The 20,865-nt window shown below is 35.8% G+C and carries 19 protein-coding genes and 1 tRNA gene; 11 read left to right on the top strand and 9 right to left on the bottom strand.

Features of this window, described 5'->3' with window-relative positions; all coding sequences use genetic code 11:
- Window positions 1-117: 117 nt before the first annotated feature.
- Window positions 118-336: a hypothetical protein gene (locus INR75_RS08900; RefSeq protein WP_223091617.1), complete on the top strand. Its 219-nt coding sequence runs from the start codon at window positions 118-120 to the stop codon at window positions 334-336.
- A 302-nt stretch (window positions 337-638) separates the two neighbouring features.
- On the opposite strand, the gene INR75_RS08895 is transcribed toward INR75_RS08900, so the two are convergent.
- Window positions 639-726, bottom strand: a tRNA-Ser gene (locus INR75_RS08895).
- 172 nt (window positions 727-898) lie between these two features.
- Here INR75_RS08895 and INR75_RS08890 point away from each other — a divergent pair.
- Window positions 899-1,606, top strand: coding sequence for an SGNH/GDSL hydrolase family protein (locus INR75_RS08890; protein ID WP_223091616.1), 708 nt, complete (start codon window positions 899-901; stop codon window positions 1,604-1,606).
- Window positions 1,607-1,726: 120 nt separating this feature from the next.
- Complete coding sequence (locus INR75_RS08885; protein ID WP_223091615.1) at window positions 1,727-2,731, top strand: M28 family metallopeptidase; 1,005 nt, start codon at window positions 1,727-1,729, stop codon at window positions 2,729-2,731.
- A gap of 213 nt (window positions 2,732-2,944) precedes the next feature.
- On the opposite strand, the gene INR75_RS08880 is transcribed toward INR75_RS08885, so the two are convergent.
- Window positions 2,945-3,589: a protein-L-isoaspartate(D-aspartate) O-methyltransferase gene (locus tag INR75_RS08880; protein WP_223091614.1), complete on the bottom strand. Its 645-nt coding sequence runs from the start codon at window positions 3,587-3,589 to the stop codon at window positions 2,945-2,947.
- A gap of 243 nt (window positions 3,590-3,832) precedes the next feature.
- Here INR75_RS08880 and INR75_RS08875 point away from each other — a divergent pair, with 243 nt between their 5' ends.
- The 8 genes from INR75_RS08875 (at window position 3,833) to miaA (ending at window position 13,095) form a co-directional block, all read left to right on the top strand.
- On the top strand, window positions 3,833-4,792 hold the full coding sequence (locus INR75_RS08875; protein ID WP_223091613.1) for a Gfo/Idh/MocA family protein: 960 nt from the start codon (window positions 3,833-3,835) through the stop codon (window positions 4,790-4,792).
- Between the two features lie 22 nt (window positions 4,793-4,814).
- Window positions 4,815-5,702: a 3-hydroxyacyl-CoA dehydrogenase family protein gene (locus tag INR75_RS08870; protein ID WP_223091612.1), complete on the top strand. Its 888-nt coding sequence runs from the start codon at window positions 4,815-4,817 to the stop codon at window positions 5,700-5,702.
- Between the two features lie 266 nt (window positions 5,703-5,968).
- Window positions 5,969-7,204: a DUF1015 domain-containing protein gene (locus INR75_RS08865; RefSeq protein WP_223091611.1), complete on the top strand. Its 1,236-nt coding sequence runs from the start codon at window positions 5,969-5,971 to the stop codon at window positions 7,202-7,204.
- Between the two features lie 83 nt (window positions 7,205-7,287).
- Window positions 7,288-7,947: a YggS family pyridoxal phosphate-dependent enzyme gene (locus INR75_RS08860; RefSeq protein WP_223091610.1), complete on the top strand. Its 660-nt coding sequence runs from the start codon at window positions 7,288-7,290 to the stop codon at window positions 7,945-7,947.
- A gap of 20 nt (window positions 7,948-7,967) precedes the next feature.
- Window positions 7,968-9,332, top strand: coding sequence for an exonuclease domain-containing protein (locus INR75_RS08855; protein WP_223091609.1), 1,365 nt, complete (start codon window positions 7,968-7,970; stop codon window positions 9,330-9,332).
- On the top strand, window positions 9,333-11,348 hold the full coding sequence (locus tag INR75_RS08850) for a DUF3857 domain-containing protein (protein WP_223091608.1): 2,016 nt from the start codon (window positions 9,333-9,335) through the stop codon (window positions 11,346-11,348). It begins immediately after the preceding gene.
- 6 nt (window positions 11,349-11,354) lie between these two features.
- Entirely contained in the window at window positions 11,355-12,185 is an 831-nt protein-coding gene (locus INR75_RS08845; RefSeq protein WP_092540482.1) for an ion transporter, read from the top strand.
- The gene (miaA, locus tag INR75_RS08840) at window positions 12,178-13,095 is read left to right on the top strand and encodes a tRNA (adenosine(37)-N6)-dimethylallyltransferase MiaA (protein WP_223091607.1); all 918 of its coding nucleotides are present in this window, start codon (window positions 12,178-12,180) and stop codon (window positions 13,093-13,095) included. Before INR75_RS08845 ends, miaA begins: the two co-directional genes overlap by 8 nt.
- Window positions 13,096-13,207: 112 nt before the next feature.
- Here miaA and INR75_RS08835 read toward each other — a convergent pair whose 3' ends face one another.
- The 7 genes from INR75_RS08835 to recN form a co-directional block, all read right to left on the bottom strand.
- Entirely contained in the window at window positions 13,208-13,930 is a 723-nt protein-coding gene (locus INR75_RS08835; RefSeq protein WP_223091606.1) for a response regulator transcription factor, read from the bottom strand.
- 3 nt (window positions 13,931-13,933) lie between these two features.
- Entirely contained in the window at window positions 13,934-15,526 is a 1,593-nt protein-coding gene (locus INR75_RS08830; RefSeq protein ID WP_223091605.1) for a HAMP domain-containing sensor histidine kinase, read from the bottom strand.
- Window positions 15,527-15,590: 64 nt separating this feature from the next.
- Window positions 15,591-16,184, bottom strand: coding sequence for a dephospho-CoA kinase (gene coaE / locus INR75_RS08825; protein WP_223091604.1), 594 nt, complete (start codon window positions 16,182-16,184; stop codon window positions 15,591-15,593).
- A gap of 5 nt (window positions 16,185-16,189) precedes the next feature.
- Entirely contained in the window at window positions 16,190-17,146 is a 957-nt protein-coding gene (locus INR75_RS08820) for a CdaR family protein (protein WP_223091603.1), read from the bottom strand.
- Window positions 17,139-18,146: a glycosyltransferase family 2 protein gene (locus INR75_RS08815; RefSeq protein WP_223091602.1), complete on the bottom strand. Its 1,008-nt coding sequence runs from the start codon at window positions 18,144-18,146 to the stop codon at window positions 17,139-17,141. Before INR75_RS08815 ends, INR75_RS08820 begins: the two co-directional genes overlap by 8 nt.
- A gap of 140 nt (window positions 18,147-18,286) precedes the next feature.
- Complete coding sequence (locus INR75_RS08810; protein WP_223091601.1) at window positions 18,287-19,114, bottom strand: enoyl-ACP reductase; 828 nt, start codon at window positions 19,112-19,114, stop codon at window positions 18,287-18,289.
- 78 nt (window positions 19,115-19,192) lie between these two features.
- Entirely contained in the window at window positions 19,193-20,848 is a 1,656-nt protein-coding gene (gene recN, locus INR75_RS08805; RefSeq protein ID WP_223091600.1) for a DNA repair protein RecN, read from the bottom strand.
- Window positions 20,849-20,865: the final 17 nt, after the last annotated feature.

The following is a 20,865-nucleotide window of genomic DNA, read 5'->3' as shown; positions in this document are numbered from 1 at the left end:
AAAACGGTTTAACTCGGTACATAGTGATAGATTTGGGACAATAAATGTAATCACATTCCCTTAAAAACAAGTACGGTTTCCCATAAAATTAACTATTTTAAAGCAAAACATTATACTATGGATTGGTCCGTCTTTTTTATACTAATATTTGCCATAGCCTTTTGTGTTGCCTACATCTATTTTGGCTATTATCAAGATTATAAAAGAAATCCAAAGGAATTTACCAGAAGCATTATAGGAATGCCCCTAGGAATGTTGGCTCGAACCTTTGATCTTGAAGCCTTAGATGAAAAATTAAAAGATTGGGCTAACGGAAAAACTCCGAAAGAAAAATAGATAGTTTTGCTTCTTATTAATAGCAGATGTTAGATTTTATTGAGAATAGCATATCTATCATCTAAAAGTTCGATATAAGACTCCTGGATCTCTTCAACTAAAAAGAATTTTGAATTAGACTTAGTAAATTGACTAAATTATATGTAATTCCATATAATTTAAGGTGAAATACGAAAATTATATGCTTTTACGTATAATATCAAAATAGATCAATCATTCTAAGAATTGGACATTGCATTTAAGAGATTTCAAAATGGCAATATTGGGAATAAAAAAACCGCAGAAAAATCTGCGGTTATTTGTGGCGGAGAAAGAGGGATTCGAACCCCCGGAGGTGTGACCCTCAACGGTTTTCAAGACCGCCGCATTCGACCACTCTGCCATTTCTCCTTAGCGGATGCAAATATAGAAAGCTTTTTCCTTTCTACACAATAAAATTTCAATAATTTTTAATCGAATTTTTACAAGACTGATATTCAATAAAAAAGAGACCTGTTTTTCTCGAATATTAAAATACATATATGCTTTTATTTACCTTTACAATTATAAATCTAACCAGATTATGAAAATCAAACACTTATTTTATTTAGGATTGCTATGTTTAACTACTGGCGTCTTTGCACAAAACGAAAAATACAAAGAACTTATGAGTCAGGATTGGCCAAATTTGAAGCGTTATCGAGAGGCTAACCAAGCTGTAAAACAAGATAATAAAGAGGTTATTGCCGTCTTTATGGGAAATTCTATAACCCAGGGCTGGTACGACCAACATCCAGATTTCTTTACAGAAAATAATTATATAGGTCGCGGTATTGGCGGGCAAACAACACCGCAAATGCTAATTAGATTCACTCCAGATGTGATCGATCTACAACCAAAAGTAGTAGTGATCCTAGCCGGCACCAATGATATTGCAGGAAATACAGGGTTTTCTTCAGTAAAAATGATTACCGATAATATTAAAGCTATGGCCCAGCTTGCGACTGCAAATAATATTAGAGTGGTGCTGAGTTCTATTCTTCCGGTTTACGATTATCCCTGGCGCCCGGGATTAGAACCTGTAGCTAAGATTGCCGAAGTAAACGACTGGTTAAAATCCTATGCTGAAGAAAATGGGCATATTTACCTGGATTATTTCCCGGCTTTGGCGAACGAACAACAAGGCATGAAAAAAGAATATGCTTCAGATGGTGTTCACCCAACTTCAGAAGGATACGATGTGATGCAACCTTTAGTGAAAGAAGCTATTGCTAGTGCTTTAAAAAAATAACTTCAGGAGTTACCAATATCGCTTTCAATAAGCATTCAGAAGAAAAGAACAAGTACAAGCTCATAATTTGAGATAAACTACTATATTGTGCAACCGTATATTTAAATTCGAAAAATTCAAATGAAAAAATTATTAGTATTTGCCCTAACTGCTAGTTTAGTTGGATGTGGCGCGCATCAAAAAGATGTAGACAAAGCCGACCCAATGAAATATGCTGAAACGATTACTCCTTCAGACCTTAAGGAGCGTGTTTACACTTTTGCAAGTGATGAGTTCGAAGGTCGTGAGACAGGTGAACCAGGACAGAAAAAAGCTGCAGAATACCTAAAAGATCAGTATAAAAAGTTTGATATTCCATCGGCTTTAGGTGGTGACGATTATTTTCAGGAAGTTCCAAAAAGTTATTTTAGAGGAGACACAAAAGCTTCTGAAAATGTAGTGGCTTTTATAAAAGGAAGCGAAAAACCTGAAGAGATTTTAGTTATTTCTTCACACTACGATCACGTAGGAATGGATAAAGACGGAAACGTTTTTAACGGAGCAGATGATGATGCTTCTGGAAGTATGGGTGTTGTAGAAATTGCGCAGGCATTTTCTGAAGCTGTAAAAGATGGCTACACTCCAAAACGTTCTATTCTTTTCCTAAACAACACTGGTGAAGAAAAAGGACTTGTTGGATCTAAGTATTATACCGATAATCCAATTTTCCCATTAGAAGAAACTGTAGCGAACCTTAACATCGATATGATTGGTCGTATCGATCCAGATCACGAAGGTAACGACAACTATGTTTACCTAATTGGTAGTGATAAATTAAGTACAGAACTTCATGAGCTAAGTGAAAATGTAAATTCTGAATTCATGAATATGGATTTAGATTACACTTACAACGACGAGAACGATCCTAACCGTTTTTATTATAGAAGTGACCACTACAATTTTGCTAAAAATAATGTTCCTGTAATTTTCTATTTTAACGGAGTTCATGCCGATTACCATAAAATTACAGATACACCAGATAAAATTAACTACGAAGCATTATCTAAAAGAACCCGACTTGTTTTCTTAACAGCATGGGAAATTGCTAACCGTGACGAACGTTTAGTAGTAGATAAAGCAGAATAATTTTTCTTCGGAAAACATTAAAAAAGCCTCATGAGTTTCATGAGGCTTTTTTGATTTTTGACTTTTGGTTATTGATATTTTGAGTACGTTGATCATTAGAGATTAGTTCCCTTGTCATCTCGACCTTGTGGAGAGAACTCCTTAAAGTTTTATTGAGCACTGCCCAATGCTACTGCAAACTGCTTACTGCTACTGAAGACTGCTCACTGAAAACTAGTTCTTATCCTCCAAAAGTGGTACGAAACGAAACTCGCCAAATTCGGTTTTATCGAATTCGGTTGGAGATTTTCTAACAAATAATGTCATGATCTGCACCTCTTCCCCAACCGGAATCACAAGCCTTCCTCCTACTTTTAATTGCCCCAGCAAATCTTTAGGAACATAAGGTGCCCCGGCGGTTACAATAATTTTATCGAAAGGTGCATAAGCTGGCAAACCTTTGTAGCCATCGCCAAAACTTAAATATTTAGGACGGTACCCGATCTTGTTTAAAAATGCCTTAGTTTTTTTATACAATTCTCGTTGACGTTCTATACTAAAAACTCGGGCGCCAAGCTCGCACAAAACTGCGGTTTGATAGCCACTTCCCGTTCCGATTTCAAGGACATTCTCACCTTCAGTAATTTCCAAAAGTTCACTCTGAAAAGCAACTGTATAAGGCTGAGAAATGGTTTGATCTGCAGCAATAGGAAAAGCTTTATCCTGATAGGCATGATCTTCAAAACTACTATCCATAAAAAGATGACGCGGAATTTTACCAATCGCCTGTAAAACACGACGATCTGTGATTCCTTTTTTAATTACGGTATTTACCAGTTGTTGTCTTTTTCCTTTATGTCTAAAAGTATCTTTATACAATTTCCAGCAGTTTTTTATTGTTTTACTTTGCCACAGAAGGGCTTTAAAAGCTATAAATTTATTTCTAAAATCGAATAAAAAACATCGAATTTAGAGTCATAAAATTACCCGTTTAAAATCACAATTATCGAACAAAAATAGGGAAACAAAACCTATCGTTCCAAGCAAAAGCGAGCATGATATTAAGATAAAAATATAATCTGTTTACAATCAAAATAGTATTTTTGTAAAAAATCGAAGCTTATGCTTAAAGTTGGGGTACTAGGTGCCGGCCACCTAGGTAAAATCCATTTAAAATTACTAAATCAATCTTCAAAATATAATCTTATTGGCTTTTACGACGCCGATAAAGAAAATTCAGAAAAAATTGCAGCTGAATTCGGGTATACTGCTTACAACGATCTAGATCAACTTATCGCAGATGTCGATGTAGTAGATGTAGTGACGCCTACGCTTGCTCACTTTGATGTGGCGAAAAAGGTCATTTCAGCAAAAAAACATCTTTTTATAGAAAAGCCTATTACCAACACTTACGAGGAAGCCGAAGAGCTTATTAAAATGGCTTCAAAAAATAGTGTAAAAGGACAAGTTGGACATGTAGAGCGTTTTAACCCGGCGTTTAGATCTGTGGTAGATCGTATCGAAAACCCTATGTTTATCGAGGCGCATCGTTTAGCTGAATTTAATCCTCGTGGCACAGATGTTCCCGTAGTTTTAGATTTGATGATTCACGATATCGACGCTATTTTAAGCGTTGTAAAATCTGAAGTAAAAAGCATCAACGCCAGCGGTGTTTCTGTAATTAGTGACACTCCAGATATTGCTAATGCAAGAATTGAATTCGAAAATGGCTGCGTTGCTAATTTAACGGCTAGCCGAATTTCGATGAAAAACATGCGTAAGTCACGATTTTTCCAAAGAGATGCTTATATCTCGGTTGACTTCCTGGAGAAAAAATGTGAAGTGGTAAAGATGAAAGATGCTCCAGCTGAACCAGATGAATTTGCCATGATCTTACAAAACGCTGAAGGCGTTAAAAAACAAATATATTACGATAACCCATCGGTGTCCCCAAATAACGCCATCCTGGATGAGCTAGAAACTTTTGCCGATGCCATTACCAACGATACTACCCCGATCGTGACTTTAGAACAGGGCGCAAAGGCGCTTAAGATCGCCAAAGAGGTGATCGCTAATTTTTAAACCACACAAAACGGAATATAGTATGAACACAATTGCTGTGATTGGTGCAGGAACAATGGGAAACGGAATTGCCCATACTTTTGCCCAATTTGGATTTAACGTAAACCTAATTGATATTTCTAAAGAAAATCTTCAAAAAGGAGTCGACACGATCACCAAAAATTTAGATCGTATGCTGGCCAAAGAGAAGATTTCTGAAAAAGACAAAGAACAAACTTTATCGAATATTTCAAGTTTTATCGATATTCCTTCAGGAGTAAAAAATGTAGATCTTGTTGTTGAAGCGGCTACTGAAAATGAAAATCTAAAACTGAAAATCTTTAGTCAGCTTAACGATATTTGCGACGAGAATGTGATTTTGGCGTCGAATACTTCTTCAATTTCGATCACTAAAATTGCTTCCGTAGTAAAAAATCAGCATCGTGTTATTGGGATGCATTTTATGAACCCGGTGCCGATCATGAAATTGGTCGAAATTATTAGAGGTTACAATACTTCTGATGAAGTGACCGAAAAAATCATGAAACTTTCAGAAAAACTTAATAAAGTTCCTGTTGAAGTAAATGATTACCCGGGCTTTGTAGCTAACAGAATTTTAATGCCAATGATCAACGAAGCAATCGAAACACTTTACAATGGTGTTGCCGGTGTTTACGAGATCGATACGGTAATGAAGTTGGGAATGGCACATCCTATGGGACCTTTACAATTAGCCGATTTTATTGGCTTAGACGTTTGTCTTTCGATATTAGAGGTGATGTATAACGGATTCAAAAATCCAAAATACGCGCCTTGTCCATTATTGGTAAATATGGTGCAGGCGGGTAAAATGGGTGTAAAATCGGGTGAAGGATTTTATGACTATTCTGAAAGTAAAAAAGCTGAAAAAGTATCAGCTCAGTTTGTATAAAATTGTGCCTTATTTTTTTAAAAATTTATTAGAATTCGAAATCAGAATATTCCTGCATAAGTTGTGGATGAGATTCCGGATCAAGTCCGGGATGACGAGCAGATCAAGATTAAAATTGAAATGTCATTTCGACCCTGCCAGCCGGCAGGCAGATGGAGTGTAGCGAAATGGAGAAATCTCAGCTATATAAAATTTGAGATTTCTCGACTTCATTACATTTCGCTCGAAATGACTTGAAAAAACACTGATTAAAACACCAAAAGAAGTTGGTAAAAATAACTCCATTTAAAGCGGTACGACCACAGCGAGCGCGAGCGGGACTTGTTGCTTCAAGACCTTATGGCGAGTACAATGAGGCTGAAATGCGTGCACGATTAGATTATAATCCGTATTCCTTTCTTCATATTTTGAATCCGGCCTATAAATTTCAGCATACCATAAGCGGAACGCAGAAATTTCAGCTGATTAAGAATCGTTATCTTGAATTTAAGGAGGAAGACACCTTTATCCAGGATGAAAATCCATGTTTTTATGTGTACAAAATGGAAACTCGTGATCTTTCCTGCTGCGGAATTATCGCTGCTGCCAGTGCTGAAGATTACAAAAATGGGATTATTCGTAAACATGAAGAAACCATTGCCAGCCGCGAGGTTATGTTCAAAGAATATGTAAAAACGGTAGGTTTTAATACTGAACCGGTGTTGCTGACTTATGAAAACCAGCCTGAAATTCAGCAAATCTTAGAAAAAATAATGCTTCAAAATCCTGAATATGAGTTTGCAACTCGCCAACGGGAAACGCACTATTTATGGAAAGTAGATAATAAAGCAGTAATTGAAGAAATTCAGCAATTCTTCGGAAAAATGGAAAGCATTTATATCGCCGATGGGCATCATCGTTGTGCTTCGTCCTTTCTACTTTCTAAAGAATCGGCTGAAAATAACGAAAATCACACGGGAAAAGAGTCTTACAATCATTTTCTAAGCTATTTTATTCCTGAAGAGCATTTAAAGATCTATCAATTTCGCCGTTTGGTTACCGATCTAAATGGACATTCTAAAGAAGATTTTTTAATAATGCTTGATGAACATTTCAGGATCGAAAATCGAAGTTTAGATGCGCACACGCCTGAAGAAAAGCATCAATTTAAAATGTATCTGGACGGTGAATTTTATTCATTGTTTTTGCGTAAAACAAGCATGAATTTTACCGATACGCTTAGTCAGCTTGATAGCCAGATCTTATACGAGCGTGTTTTGGCGCCAATTTTAGGCATCAAAGATTTACGCAAGGATAAACGAATCGGTTATATTCCGGGTAAAAAAGATATCCTGGAAATGAAGAAAATGGTCGATAGTGGCGAGTTTGCCGTTGGATTTGGAATGATGCCGGTTTCGGTTTCAGAAATAAAAAAGATCGCAGACGAAGGTTTAACTATGCCACCAAAAAGCACGTATATCGAACCTAAATTAAGAAGCGGACTTACCATTTACGAGTTTTAGGCAGGAATACTTTATTTGACTCTATTAATTATTATCTTGCAGTAGTTAACGAAGAACCTACTTAACCGAAGAAATAACGCATAATGAGTATTGCTGAAAATATTAAAAAATATACCGAAGAACTTCCTGATACCGTAGATCTTGTAGCGATAAGCAAAACCAAGCCCAATGAAGATATTATGGAGGCCTATGAAGTGGGACAGCGCATTTTTGGAGAAAATAAGATCCAGGAAATGACCGATAAATGGGAAGCTTTACCCAAAGATATCGAATGGCATATGGTTGGTCACGTACAAAGAAATAAGGTAAAATACATGGCGCCTTATGTTGGCCTGATTCATGCAGTTGATAGTCTAAAGCTTTTAAAAGAAGTGAATAAACAGGCAAAGAAACATGATCGAGTGATTAGATGTTTGCTTCAGATAAAAATTGCTGAAGAAGATTCCAAATTCGGTATTTCTGCCGGTGAAGCTGAAGAAATTTTACAATCTGCCGATTATAATGCATTCGAAAATCTAGCTGTTGTAGGTTTAATGGGAATGGCAACAAACACCGAGAATGATGATAAAGTTGCGGAAGAGTTTGATTACCTGCATTCGGTTTTTAAAGATTTCAGAGTAAAATATCCAGCGATTAAAGAGCTTTCGATGGGAATGAGTGGTGATTATAAGATCGCTGTAAAACATGGAAGCACCATGGTGAGAATAGGAAGTTCGATCTTTGGCGCTCGTAATTACAATTAAGAAAAAAGAAAGAAGAGTTTTTGTACGCAATTTTAGACATAGAAACTACCGGTGGTAAGTATAATGAGGAAGGAATAACCGAAATTGCTATTTACAAATTTGACGGGGAAAAGGTGGTAGATCAATTTATTAGTTTGATCAATCCAGAACGTCCTATACAACCTTTTGTGGTTGGTCTTACAGGAATTAATAACGAAATGTTGCGTAATGCGCCTAAATTTTATGAGGTTGCCAAACGAATCGTAGAGATCACAGAAGATTGTATTATTGTTGCCCATAATGCTAAATTTGATTACCGAATTTTAAGAACTGAATTTAAACGTCTTGGTTTTGAATTTCAGCGAAAATCTTTATGCACGGTAGAACTTTCTAAAAAGCTAATTCCAGATATGCCATCTTACAGTTTAGGAAAACTGGTAAGAGCTTTGGGAATTCCGTTAAGTGATAGACATCGTGCTAATGGTGATGCACAGGCTACGGTAAAACTGTTTAAAATGTTATTGGCAAAAGATACCAAAAAAGACATTTTAAAGGACAACGTTAGGCAGGAACCAAAACGACAATTGGACAGTAAACTGGTTTATATTCTGGATGACCTACCGGCCATAACCGGTATTTATTATTTGCACGACGAGGATGGCGAGATCATCTATATTGGGAAGAGCAAGAATATAAAAAAGCGTATCAATCAGCATTTTACCAACGATCATGCTAAGGCGAGGGAGATGCAAAAAGAAGTTTCCTCGGTTTCGTACGAATCTACGGGAAATGAGCTTATCGCTTTACTTAGGGAAAATCAGGAAATAAAAAATAATAAGCCTAAGTACAATAGAGCCCTAAAAAAACATATATTTACCCACGGTCTTTATCACTACACCGATAAAGAGGGATATATCAATTTTAAAATAAGCAAAGCCAGATCTACAAAAAACTGCATTACAACTTTTAGCAGTTTACGTTCAGCAAAAAACACGTTGAGTAAATGGATCGAAGAATATGAGCTTTGTGCAAGGATTTCTGGCGAGCATCCAGGCTCGGGTAGTTGTTTTAATTATACCATAAAAAGCTGCCACGGTGCCTGTCTTGGCGAAGAAAGTCCTGAAGATTATAATGCAAGAGTAATGCAACTTATAGAGAAATATTCGTATGCCAACCAAAATATGCTGGTAATAGACCGCGGTCGTGATGTGGACGAAAAAAGTGCATTATTAATTGAAGACGGAAATTTTAAAGGCGTAGGTTATTATAATCTAAATCATCAGATCAACAACTTAGATATTATAAAATCTATCATCACCCCTATGACGAATGATAGAGATGCCCAACATATCATCCAAAGCTACTTAAGACGTAATAAGAAGCTTAAAATCGTTCAATTTCAGTAAATGAATAAATTATTAGTACCGCTTTTGCTTGTTTTTAGCTTAAGCATTTTCGCTCAGGAAGAAGATCATCAATTCAACCAGCAAAACTTCAATGTTGGTAGCAGTAAAGTAACTAAAGAAGAACTTTACGCAAACACTTATTTGCCAGATACCACCGCTAATGCTTTTTATATTTTTGAAAGTGGTTATAGCGAGATCGAAGATGGTCGTGATTTTCATCTTTTCACCAATTACGAAGCTAAGATCAAGATCTTAAATAAAGATGGTTACGGGGAGGCCAATATCACTATTCCACTTTATAAAGGTGGCAATGTTCCAGAAAAGATCCATGATCTTAAAGCCACGACTTATTACTTAGATGGTTCCACAATTCGTTCCAGAGTTTTATCTGAAAGTAAAATATTTACTGAGGAAAAAGGCAAATATGAATACGTGAAATTCACTTTCCCAGATGTACAACCTGGTGCCGTTTTAGTGTATTCTTATCGTTTAGAATCACCATACATATTTAATTTTCACACCTGGTGGTTTCAGGAGGATATCCCCAAAGCATTTAGCCGCTACGAAACCGAAATTCCTGCAAATTACAATTATAATATCGTAAAAATGGGAGAACTGGAGTTAGACCAAAACGATGCTGACATTAAGAAAAACTGTTTTTACGGCGGGCAATCTCAAAATGCAGGTGACTGTATCACGACTATATACGCGATGAAGGAAATCCCAGCCTTTATCGAGGAAGATTATCTTACTTCCAAATACAACTATATTTCTCGGATAGAATACGAGTTAACACAAGTCACCATGTTAGATGGCTACGAGCGTAAGTATACCAAAGAATGGAAAGATGTAGATCGTGAGTTTAAAACAGATAAGGGAATAGGCAAACAGTTAAAAAAAGACCGACTGGTAAAAGAATTACTTCCTGAAGAAATAGCAAGCCAGGATAACGATCTTGAAAAGGCCAAGGCCATTTACAGCTTTGTTAGAGAAAATTACAAATGGAATGGAAATTATCGAATCTTTGATGATATGAATATCAAAGACCTTATCGAAGATCATACTGGTAATGTGTCTTCTGTAAACATTCTTCTTCATAACTTTTATAACAATGAAGGTTTTAAAGTATACCCGGTAATTAGTGCAACCCGAAATGCAGGATTCCCAAAGAAGATCATCCCGGTACTTTCAGATTTTAATTATTTGTTTGTGCTACTCGAAGTTGATGGGAAAGAATATAAGCTAGATGCTACAGACGAATTTGTAGAATTTGGGCAACTTCCTTTTCGTGCTCTTAACCAATACGGAAGAAAGCTGGACTTTGATACTGAAAGTAGCTGGATAGATATCACTCCTGAAGGCTTTTCTAAAATAGCATACCGCGACAGCCTTATAGTTAAAGAGGACGGTACCTCTATTTTGAAATCTAATCAAACATTTGGTGGTTATCATGCTTCTAGCGCCCGAAAAAAGATAAGAGAAGCTTCTGAAGACGAACAGATCTTAAAAGGTCTAAATGATATTCGAGACTCTTACGAGTTGATTAGCCTAGATTATGAGAACGAGAAAAATACCAGCGAAGAACTTATTGTAAATTACGAGATTAAAAACAGCTCTCAGAAAATTAATGACAGGATCTACCTTAATCCTTTTACATTCTTATTCTGGAAAGAAAATCCTTTTAAACTTGAAGAACGAAAATATCCTATCGATTTTGGTTTTAAAGATGTTTATAGCTCCAGTATTTTAGTTGAAACGCCAGAAAATTATGAGATTGTTGAACTTCCTGAACAGGAAATGTTCTCTTTACCAAATGGTGTAGCTAAAATTCAGTTTATTACTCAAAAGGCAGATGATCATCATCTTTACGTGCGCTTACGCGTTATATTTTCTGAAGCTATGTATAATTCTGGCTACTACCCATATTTAAAAGAATTTATGGATAAGCTGGTTAATCTTCAAAATCAATCTGTAATTGTATTAAAAGAAAAAATAGATAACTTAGCGGAAAATTAAGAAGGATTGAAAACAAAAGATGACAGACCCCAGTGGAAAAAGCGGCTTTACGACATTATTTACGAAGCCGATACTCCCATGGGAAAGTTATTTGACATCGTTCTTCTTGTTCTTATCGTAATTAGTGTTATACTGGTGATGCTAGAAAGTATCACTCATCTTCATGTAGAATATTACTGGGAATTTTTTATTGCTGAATGGATAATCACTATCTTTTTTACGATCGAATACATTGCCAGAATTTTAGTTATAAAACGACCTAAAAGCTATATTTTTAGTTTTTACGGCATCGTAGATCTTCTCTCTACCCTACCAAGTTATCTTGGATTCTTTATGGGAGGTAAAAACCTGTTCTTCGCTATTAGAGCACTTAGATTATTGAGAGTTTTTAGGGTTTTAAAGATCACTCGTTATGTGGGTGAATCTAATAAATTGGCGATTGCCCTTAAAAATAGTAAAGCTAAGATCCTGGTATTTCTTTTTGCTGTTTTTATCATATGTATCATTACAGGTACACTTATGCATCTCATCGAAGGTGAAGCCGGAGGTTTCGATAATATTCCTATTAGTATTTACTGGTGTATTGTAACGCTTACCACTGTAGGTTTTGGAGACATTGCACCAATTACTCCGCTTGGTCGCTTATTGGCATCACTATTAATGATCGTAGGATACGGAATTATCGCCGTTCCAACAGGAATAGTAGGAGCAGAATATAGTAGAGCTACAGACGAAAGTTTGGCAAACAATACCCAGGTTTGCCCTCATTGTAATGAAGGAAAACATTTAGACGATGCCGAATTTTGCCATAACTGCGGAAATAAACTAAATGAATAACAAAGTACTTATAAGTGTTGTTGGACCTACTGCCATTGGTAAAACAGCATTAGGAATCCATATCGCCAATCATTTTGATACTGAAATAATTTCAGCAGATTCTCGCCAGTTCTATAAAGAAATGTGCATTGGTACTGCCGTTCCTTCGCCTGAAGAATTAGCGACTGCAAAACATCATTTCATTCAGCATATATCGATAGAAGATCAATATTCGGTTGGTGATTTCGAGAAAGAGGCTATGGCCAAAATCCATGAGCTCTTCCAGAATCACAATGTTCTCGTTATGGTTGGCGGCAGCGGATTATATGTAAAAAGTATTACTGAAGGCCTAGACGATTTTCCTGAAATTAAACCTGAAATTCGACAAAATCTGAATGAATTACTGGAAAAAGATGGCCTACAAAATCTACAAGAGAAACTAAAGAATCTGGATCCTGAATATTTCTCGAAAGCAGATATAGAAAACCCTCACCGAGTGATTAGAGCACTCGAAATCTGTTTGGGAACCGGTAAAACATATTCTTCCTTTTTAAATCAGAAAAAAAATAAGCGGAATTTCAACATTATCGAAATAGGTCTTACGGCAGATCGACAAGTTATTTACGATCGTATTAATTTAAGAGTAGACTTGATGATGCAGGCTGACTTATTAGAAGAAGCCAAAAAACTTTATCCTAAAAAGCACTTAAACGCACTTAATACGGTAGGTTATAAAGAACTTTTCAGCTATTTAGATCACGAAATTGATCTGGATTTCGCTGTTTCAGAGATTAAAAAAAATACCCGCCGTTTTGCCAAAAGACAGCTTACGTGGTTCAGGAAAAATCAAAATATTCATTGGTTTGATTTCAAAACCAAACCTAAAAAGATAAATAAGTTTATTTCAGAAGAGATCAACAACCAAAATTAAATAGGGATTGAACTTATCCAAAATCAGTAAAGGTTATGGAATATCCTGCCCTCTGTAGAGCAGCATATTCCTTCCTTTGAAACTGAAAATTGCTATTTGTTGTTGTTTTTGCTTAAGCTTTTTCTTCTTCCTTGTTTTTCACAACAAGTCTAAATCCTTCACCGTGGATATTTAAAATCTCCACATTTTCATCCTTTTTAAGATACTTACGTAATTTGGCGATATAAACATCCATACTTCTAGAGGTAAAATAGTTATCATCTCTCCAAATTTTGGTTAGAGCTAACTCTCTAGGCATTAGATCATTTTCATGCAGCGCTAATAAACGTAATAATTCGTTTTCTTTAGGAGAAAGCTTTTGTGGTTCCTCTTCTCCAAAAGTTAAGAATCTAAGTTTAGAATTTAGGTGGAAATCACCAATTTCGAATTCAAATTGCTTACTATCGGCAACACTATCTGTAGCTTTACGCTGCATGATGGCCTTAATTTTCATAAGCAATACTTCACTATCAAAAGGCTTATTTAGGTAATCATCTGCCCCTACTTTATAACCTTTTAATACATCTTCTTTCATTGCCTTAGCCGTTAAGAAGATAATTGGAATTTCTTCATTCTTTTCGCGAATTTCTTTCGCTAAAGTAAATCCATCTTTGTAAGGCATCATCACATCAAGAATACAAAGATCGAAATCATCTTTTTTGAATTTTTCAAATCCTTCCATTCCGTTTTTGGCGTGAGTTACCTCGTAATCATTCATCGCAAGGTAATCCTTAAGAACCGTTCCAAAGTTTGGATCGTCTTCTACTAGTAAAATTTTCTTGTTTTCAGTTTCCATATATTAAGATATTAGTGGTAATTTAATTATAAAGGTACTTCCTTTTCCTTTCTCACTGTTAACGGTGATCTGCCCATGATGATCATCTAAGATCTGCTTTACGTAAGCTAATCCTAAACCATGACCTTTTACATTATGAATATCACCGGTATGTTCTCTATAAAATTTTTCAAATATTTTTTTCTGAACGCCTCTGCTCATTCCTGCGCCCTGATCTCGAATTTTCACGATAATGTAATGCTTAACATTTTCAGTATAAATATCGATTCTAGGCTCTTCTTCACTGTATTTTATAGCGTTATCCAGAATATTCACGATAACATTTGTAAAATGATCTTCGTTCGCTAAGATTGAAGATTTTAAAGCTCCAAAATGAGTCTGAATGTAACCTGCCCGGTCTTCAACGATCAATTCTACATGCGTAATCGCATCTAAAATAATGTCATGCAATTGCAGGCGTTCTTTCTTTAAATCGAGTTCGTTTTTCTCTAATTTCGATATTCTTAGCACATTTTCTACCTGCGCGTGCATTCTTTTATTTTCATCTCTAATCATCTGTAGATACCTAAGCACTTTAGATTGATCTGAAATGATCTTTGGATTCTTGATCGAGTCCAAAGCAAGATTTATAGTCGCAATTGGAGTCTTAAACTCGTGCGTCATATTATTAATAAAATCGGTCTTTATCTGCGAGATTTGACGCTGTCTTATTAACTGAGATAAGGCACTAGAATACGCAATTACAATAATTAACGTAAAAACGATAGACAATACGGCCATTAATGTAACCGAAGATAATACTACGCCTTTTTTGCCTTTAAAATTCACCAGTAGCTGGTAATTGCTGTTCCCTGCTCGATCCACAAAAAGTGGAACGCCGTAAGTGGAAGGGTGAGAAACATCAAAATCATCAGAATGTATTCCTGTTTCTATTGAATTTTCCACCGAGTTGCTATATACCGCATACTCAAACTTGGTATCAAGATCACGACTTGCTAATTCTCTTTTTAGCAAATTTTCTATGGTCTTTTCTGAAACTCGTTTTCTTAAAGGTTGTCTTGCAGCCGCTTCAGAAATTACATCTCGTAAAATTTCTTTTTCGTAATCTTCTAAACGCATTACCCTTTCCATGATATCTGAAGCAGACTGGGCAGAACCCGAATCTTCTCCTCTATCTTTTACAATTTGGGTAACCTTACGGTTAATCAGTTTTTTGATCTGAATGCTATCGCTTTGCTGTTCGGCTCCAAGAAAGTCTGATGAAATTTTATAATCTGCCTCCTGTATCGTTCCAAAATTAAAAACGTCTTCATTCTTAAACTCGTCCCTGGTGGCGATCAAATATTCGGTTAAAGTAATTCGATCGATCTTTTGTTCAGAGTTTTGTAATTGAGATTCGTATTCAAAAATATATCGTTCAAATTCACTATTCTGAATTTGTTCAGAAACCTCAATCAATACCTGTTTAGCGTTATAAGAAAACTGCTCCTCCCTGTCTTCAACTGTGCTCTTAATCCAGTAGCCCTGTACGAAAATAATTCCAATAAGGGACAAACTCATTAAGACAACGAGTAGTACAAACAACTTCTTATTCATGCTCCCAAAAGTAATATTTTAACATTTAGAGCATAACCGGTTTAACCAAATGTTAACAGAGAAATTAGGAATTTTTAGCCGACTTTAAGATAATCTCGTTTAAATGTACAACCTGTCTCTTAGAATCTTCAATTTCTTCATTTTTTATGACGAAATCTGCAAGTTTTATCTTCTTTTTATCGCTCCACTGGTTATTTATTCGAGCCTCGATTTGCTCTCGAGTAGTATCATCGCGTTTTAACACTCGTTCAATTCGTGTCTCTTTAGGTGCTGTTACCAAAATACTAAAATCAAAATTCTTGTGAGATCCCTTTTCAAATAAGATCGCTGCCTCGTAAATAATATAAGCTGAAGATTGATTAGATAGCCAATTTTTAAAATGATCTGCAACTGCGGGATGAATTATGGAATTCAGTTTCTCTAGCAGTTCTTTATCATTAAACACTTTTGAAGCGATAAAAGGTCTATTTGGCTTGCCATCTTTATAAGATTCTCCTCCTAATAATTCAACAATCTTTTTGCGAATTTTAGCTGATGTTTCCATCAATTCTTTACCAGCTTCATCTGCAATATACACCGGTACTCCTATCTCTTTAAACATTTTAGAAATAGTTGTCTTCCCGCTGCCAATACCTCCGGTAAGTCCTACTTTCAGCATTTAGATTATCGTTTTATAATGAATTGTATTTTACGCTCGTTCAATCGAACATTATTTACAAATCTCGGTTTTTCGCTAACCTGCGCCAGCATATAGTCTACACCTTCCTGAATTTCATTAAAATCACAAACCACTTTAAACTGATCTGCTTTTACAAATTCGTAATTCTTTAAATTCACCTGAAAATAAAGCATTACTTTCTTAGGAAAAATAGTAAGATTCGTTCCTCTGGGCAAATTGATCACCTCTACCGGGATTTCAACATTTCCCTCAGTAAACTTGGCGACTTTCTGGCTATAATCTACAGTATTACGGTAAAAGTTTAACATCCCCAAATTAGCCGTATCGATAGCTACTGTTCCAGATATATCTTTACTTATATTGCTAGCGCTTATCATAGTCGTCGAAATACTGCTTAGTGTATCAATTATATTTTCCGGGCCGCTAACAGTAACGCTATCTGGTTGTAATTCTACCTGATTTACTGCTGAAAAACCTACATCGTAATTCAAACTTGTTTTGGGTGAAATAAGCACTCTTTTTTCTTTTCGAGGCTGAAAATCGATAACTAGCGAGTCTTTTAAAAAATTGGTCTTATCGAAATCTATATTCAATTGATTTTCTATCGAATTTCGATTATCCTGAATATGGTACACCAATTGCAAACCAACTTCTTCAGTATTACTTAGATCGATCGTTAATTCTGGCTTAAAAAATCGGTATTTCCAGATCAACAAAAATCCTTTAGCATCAAGATTGAATCGTACTGTTTTTGGAGTATCCTGTAAACTTTTATCCAATGGCGTATTTACATAAGTAAGAGGAATTTCTACAGTACGATTATACTCTTTAGAGAGCTGCACTAAAACCCAGATTATGGCAGAAAATATTAGAAAAAAACCAAATACCTGTACGTTGGCCTTTTTAATTTTCTTACCTCCTATGTTACCGTAACTACGCATCTTTAAAAAATAATCCCGGATAAGCTTCTTCCGGATTCGCTTTAATAATTAACATCGACCAAGAGGATCTTAAAAACCCATAACCGTAACCAAAAAACTGAATTACCGTCGCCAGGATCGCTAAAAAACCTATCTTAAAACTCCTCGTTTTTAAGATTGCAAGGAAAAACAAAACCGTAAAATACAAAACATATAATCCAAGCATCCACCAAATTCCTAAACGAATAGCCAGCACAGAAATTACAAATCCAACAATAAAGATCGAAGGAAACCAATAGGTGATCTTCGCGCTACCTTTATGCCACTTATTTAGAATAGGACGGGTAAGCCCAAATTTATGAACCTGATTATAAAATTTCTCCCAATCAATCCTTCTTTTATGAAAAACTACTGCTTTGGGAATTAAACAGGTCTTAAAATTCTGCTTTTCCAAACGCAAGGAAAGATCTGGATCTTCACCGGGATGTATACTTCCAAAACCTTCTGTAGCCAGAAAAGCTTCTTTAGAAAGTCCCATATTAAAACTACGTGGCTGAAATTTATTAACTGCTTTTTTCCCTCCTCTAATTCCGCCGGTAGTTAAAAAAGAAGTCATACTAAAATCGATCGCTTTTTGAATATCACTAAATGTTTTATGAGCACCATCTGGCCCACCAAAACAATCACAATAATTTTCGTTTAAGCCTATATCTACCTGCTGAAGATAATCTACAGGAAGAATCACATCGCTATCTAAAATTAGAAAATAATTTCCTTTAGCACGCTGCATCCCAAAATTTCGAGATTTTCCGGGCCCCGAATTATCTTTAAAATAATAGCTAATATCCAGGTGGTCTTTAAACTCTTTTATAACTTCTTCTGAAGTTCGGCTAGAGCCATCTTCCACAATTACGACCTCAAAACCTCTATCGAATTTTAAAGCCGCCATACTTTGTAAGAGTTCCCGAGTCTCTTCAGGACGATTATATACAGGTACAATAAAGGAATATTCTCTATTCATTTTAAGAAAATAACAGCAAGACTTTAACTGAAGTGAATTTAAAAAAGAAAAACTGAATTTACCTTAAATTAAGTTAAGCTTAACGATCTGCAAGCCACTCTTTTTAAGAAGGTAAATTCAGTTTTAAAGTTCAGCAAAAATTATTTTTCGCTTTCCTTTTCAACAAAAGCTTCCATAACTTCCTGGCTAACGCCTACGTTAGAGAAACCTCCGTCGTGATATAAATTTTGTAAAGTAACTTTCTTAGTAAGATCAGAGAAAAGTGTGATCGTATAATCTGCACAATCCTGAGCTGTTGCATTTCCTAGAGGAGACATTTTATCTGCATAAGCGATAAATCCATCAAACCCTTTTACACCCTGCCCTGCAGTAGTTGGTGTTGGAGATTGAGAGATGGTATTCACTCTTACTTTTTTGTCTTTCCCAAAGAAATAACCAAAACTACGAGCTATACTTTCTAAATATGCTTTATTATCGGCCATGTCGTTGTAATCTGGGAATACACGTTGTGCGGCCATATATGAAAGCGCAACAATACTTCCCCACTCGCTCATCGCATCTTTTTGGTAAAGTACCTGCATGGTTTTATGGAAAGAAACAGCAGAAACATCCCATCCTTTTGCTGTCCAATCATAATTTTGATCGGTATAATGTTTTCCTTTTCTTACATTAACAGACATCCCGATAGAATGAAGTACAAAATCGATCTTGCCTCCAAGGATTTCTGTAGCTTTATCTACAAGATTTTCTAAATCTTCAACTTTTGTAGCATCTGCAGGAACAATTTCAGCACCAATTTGCTCGGCTAAAGTTTTAATACTTCCCATTCTCATGGCGATCGGAGCGTTGGTAAGCACGATTTCAGCACCTTCTTCGTGTGCTTTCACAGCGGTTTTCCATGCAATAGAATTCTCGTCTAATGCCCCGAAAATGATTCCTTTTTTTCCTTTTAAAAGGTTATATGACATGTCGAAATTTGTTTTTAGATTCTTTTCAGCTGGTAAAGATAGTAAAATTCACTACAGCCGTAGATTTTTTAAAATCTATTAATTTTCCAGTAAAGATACAGCGTGCGCTCTGGCAGATTCACTTATTGTATTTCCGCCAAGCATCATCGCCAACTCGTCGATACGTTCTTCCTGCGCTAATTGTTTGATCTTGGTACTGGTAACTTCACCGGTATCTTCCTTAAATATCTTAAAATGAGCACTTCCCTTACCAGCGATCTGCGGTAAGTGAGTAATAGCAAGTACCTGCATACTATGGCCCATTTTCTGTAAAATTTCACCCATTTTTTGTGCAATATCACCAGAAACTCCGGTATCAATCTCATCAAAAATAATGGTCGGCAAGTTACTTTGTGCTGCTAGAATACTCTTTACAGCCAGCATTATTCGGGACAACTCTCCACCAGAAGCAGCTTTTCTAATTTCTTTAAAGCTTCCGCCCTTATTGGCGGCTAGATACCAACCCAATGTATCGTTTCCGTTGGCAAAAAACTTATCACCTTGTTCTAAACTGATCTTTAATCGCGCATTAGGCATTCCTAATCCGCTTAAGATTCCTTCGGTTTCTTTTACAAAAGATGGAATGATCTTCTCACGACGATCGTGTAATTTTTTGGCGATATTGGATAATTTACCCTGCTGTTTTTTTATTGCTGAAGCTATTTCAGCTAAAGCCTCATCTGCATTTTCACTAACAGCTACCTGCTTTCTAAGATCTTCTGCAATATTTAATAGATCCTGGACCTCCAAAACATTATGTTTTTTCTGAAGATTATAGATTTGCTGAAGCTGATCGTTAGTTTTTTCAAGTTCTAAAGGATCGGCTTCCGTATTTTCTAGCGCCGCTTCCAATTCAGCATTAATATCATCCAACTCGATAATCACACTTTGAACGCGCTCGTGCAGACTTTCATAATTAGCCGAAAATCGTGAAATTTTAGACAAATTATTACGAACTTCTTTTAAAGTACCTAAACTTCCTATTTCTTCCTGAGAAATAAAATTAATAGCCGAATTTAATTGCTCGGTTAATTCTTCAACATTATTTAATTCTTCGTATCGCGATTCAAGCTCCTCCAACATTCCTGGTTGCAATTTTGCTTCGTCTAATTCATTCAGCAAAAAAACATTGTAATCGTATTCTTTTGTGGCTTGGGATTGCTCTTCCCTTAAAACTTCTTCTCTTTTTTGCAAGAATCTAAGTTCCTTTAAGGCTTCACGATATTCTAAATTTAGCGCTTCATTATCTGCAATGGTATCAATCACCTGAAATTGATAATCGTTATTTCCTAAACTCAAGGTTTCATGCTGACTATGGATATCGATCAAATAATTCCCTAAATTATTTAAACTAGATAAAGTAACCGGTGTATCATTTACAAATGCTCGGGATTTCCCTGATGCTAAAATTTCCCTTCTAATAATAGTTTTTGGTTCGTAATCAAGATCTTCTTTATCGAAAAAATTGGTCAAGCCATAATTAGAAATATCAAAAACACCCTCAATAACACACTTTTTCGCAGCATCTTTGATTGAACTATAGTCGGCTCGATTTCCCAAAAGTAAACCTAAAGCACCAAGCATAATAGATTTACCAGCCCCGGTTTCTCCAGTGATAATGGTAAAACCAGGTTTTAAACTCATGTTGATATCTTCAATCAACGCGTAATTTTTAATAGATAAAGATGTAAGCAATTTTTCTTAGAATTTAA

Source organism: Zunongwangia sp. SCSIO 43204, from assembly GCF_019904275.1.
In the GTDB taxonomy this organism is placed as follows: Bacteria; Bacteroidota; Bacteroidia; order Flavobacteriales; family Flavobacteriaceae; genus Zunongwangia; species Zunongwangia mangrovi.
This window is presented reverse-complemented; position numbering and strand designations above follow the sequence as displayed.

Coding starts and splice junctions, on each gene's coding strand:
- INR75_RS08890 (WP_223091616.1), top strand. CDS start 899: ATGAAAATCAAACACTTATTTTATTTAGGATTGCTATGTTTAACTACT.
- INR75_RS08860 (WP_223091610.1), top strand. CDS start 7,288: ATGAGTATTGCTGAAAATATTAAAAAATATACCGAAGAACTTCCTGAT.
- INR75_RS08830 (WP_223091605.1), bottom strand. CDS start 15,526: ATGAATAAGAAGTTGTTTGTACTACTCGTTGTCTTAATGAGTTTGTCC.
- INR75_RS08900 (WP_223091617.1), top strand. CDS start 118: ATGGATTGGTCCGTCTTTTTTATACTAATATTTGCCATAGCCTTTTGT.
- INR75_RS08850 (WP_223091608.1), top strand. CDS start 9,333: ATGAATAAATTATTAGTACCGCTTTTGCTTGTTTTTAGCTTAAGCATT.
- INR75_RS08815 (WP_223091602.1), bottom strand. CDS start 18,146: ATGAATAGAGAATATTCCTTTATTGTACCTGTATATAATCGTCCTGAA.
- INR75_RS08810 (WP_223091601.1), bottom strand. CDS start 19,114: ATGTCATATAACCTTTTAAAAGGAAAAAAAGGAATCATTTTCGGGGCA.
- INR75_RS08820 (WP_223091603.1), bottom strand. CDS start 17,146: ATGCGTAGTTACGGTAACATAGGAGGTAAGAAAATTAAAAAGGCCAAC.
- INR75_RS08835 (WP_223091606.1), bottom strand. CDS start 13,930: ATGGAAACTGAAAACAAGAAAATTTTACTAGTAGAAGACGATCCAAAC.
- INR75_RS08870 (WP_223091612.1), top strand. CDS start 4,815: ATGAACACAATTGCTGTGATTGGTGCAGGAACAATGGGAAACGGAATT.
- INR75_RS08885 (WP_223091615.1), top strand. CDS start 1,727: ATGAAAAAATTATTAGTATTTGCCCTAACTGCTAGTTTAGTTGGATGT.
- INR75_RS08875 (WP_223091613.1), top strand. CDS start 3,833: ATGCTTAAAGTTGGGGTACTAGGTGCCGGCCACCTAGGTAAAATCCAT.
- coaE (WP_223091604.1), bottom strand. CDS start 16,184: ATGCTGAAAGTAGGACTTACCGGAGGTATTGGCAGCGGGAAGACAACT.
- miaA (WP_223091607.1), top strand. CDS start 12,178: ATGAATAACAAAGTACTTATAAGTGTTGTTGGACCTACTGCCATTGGT.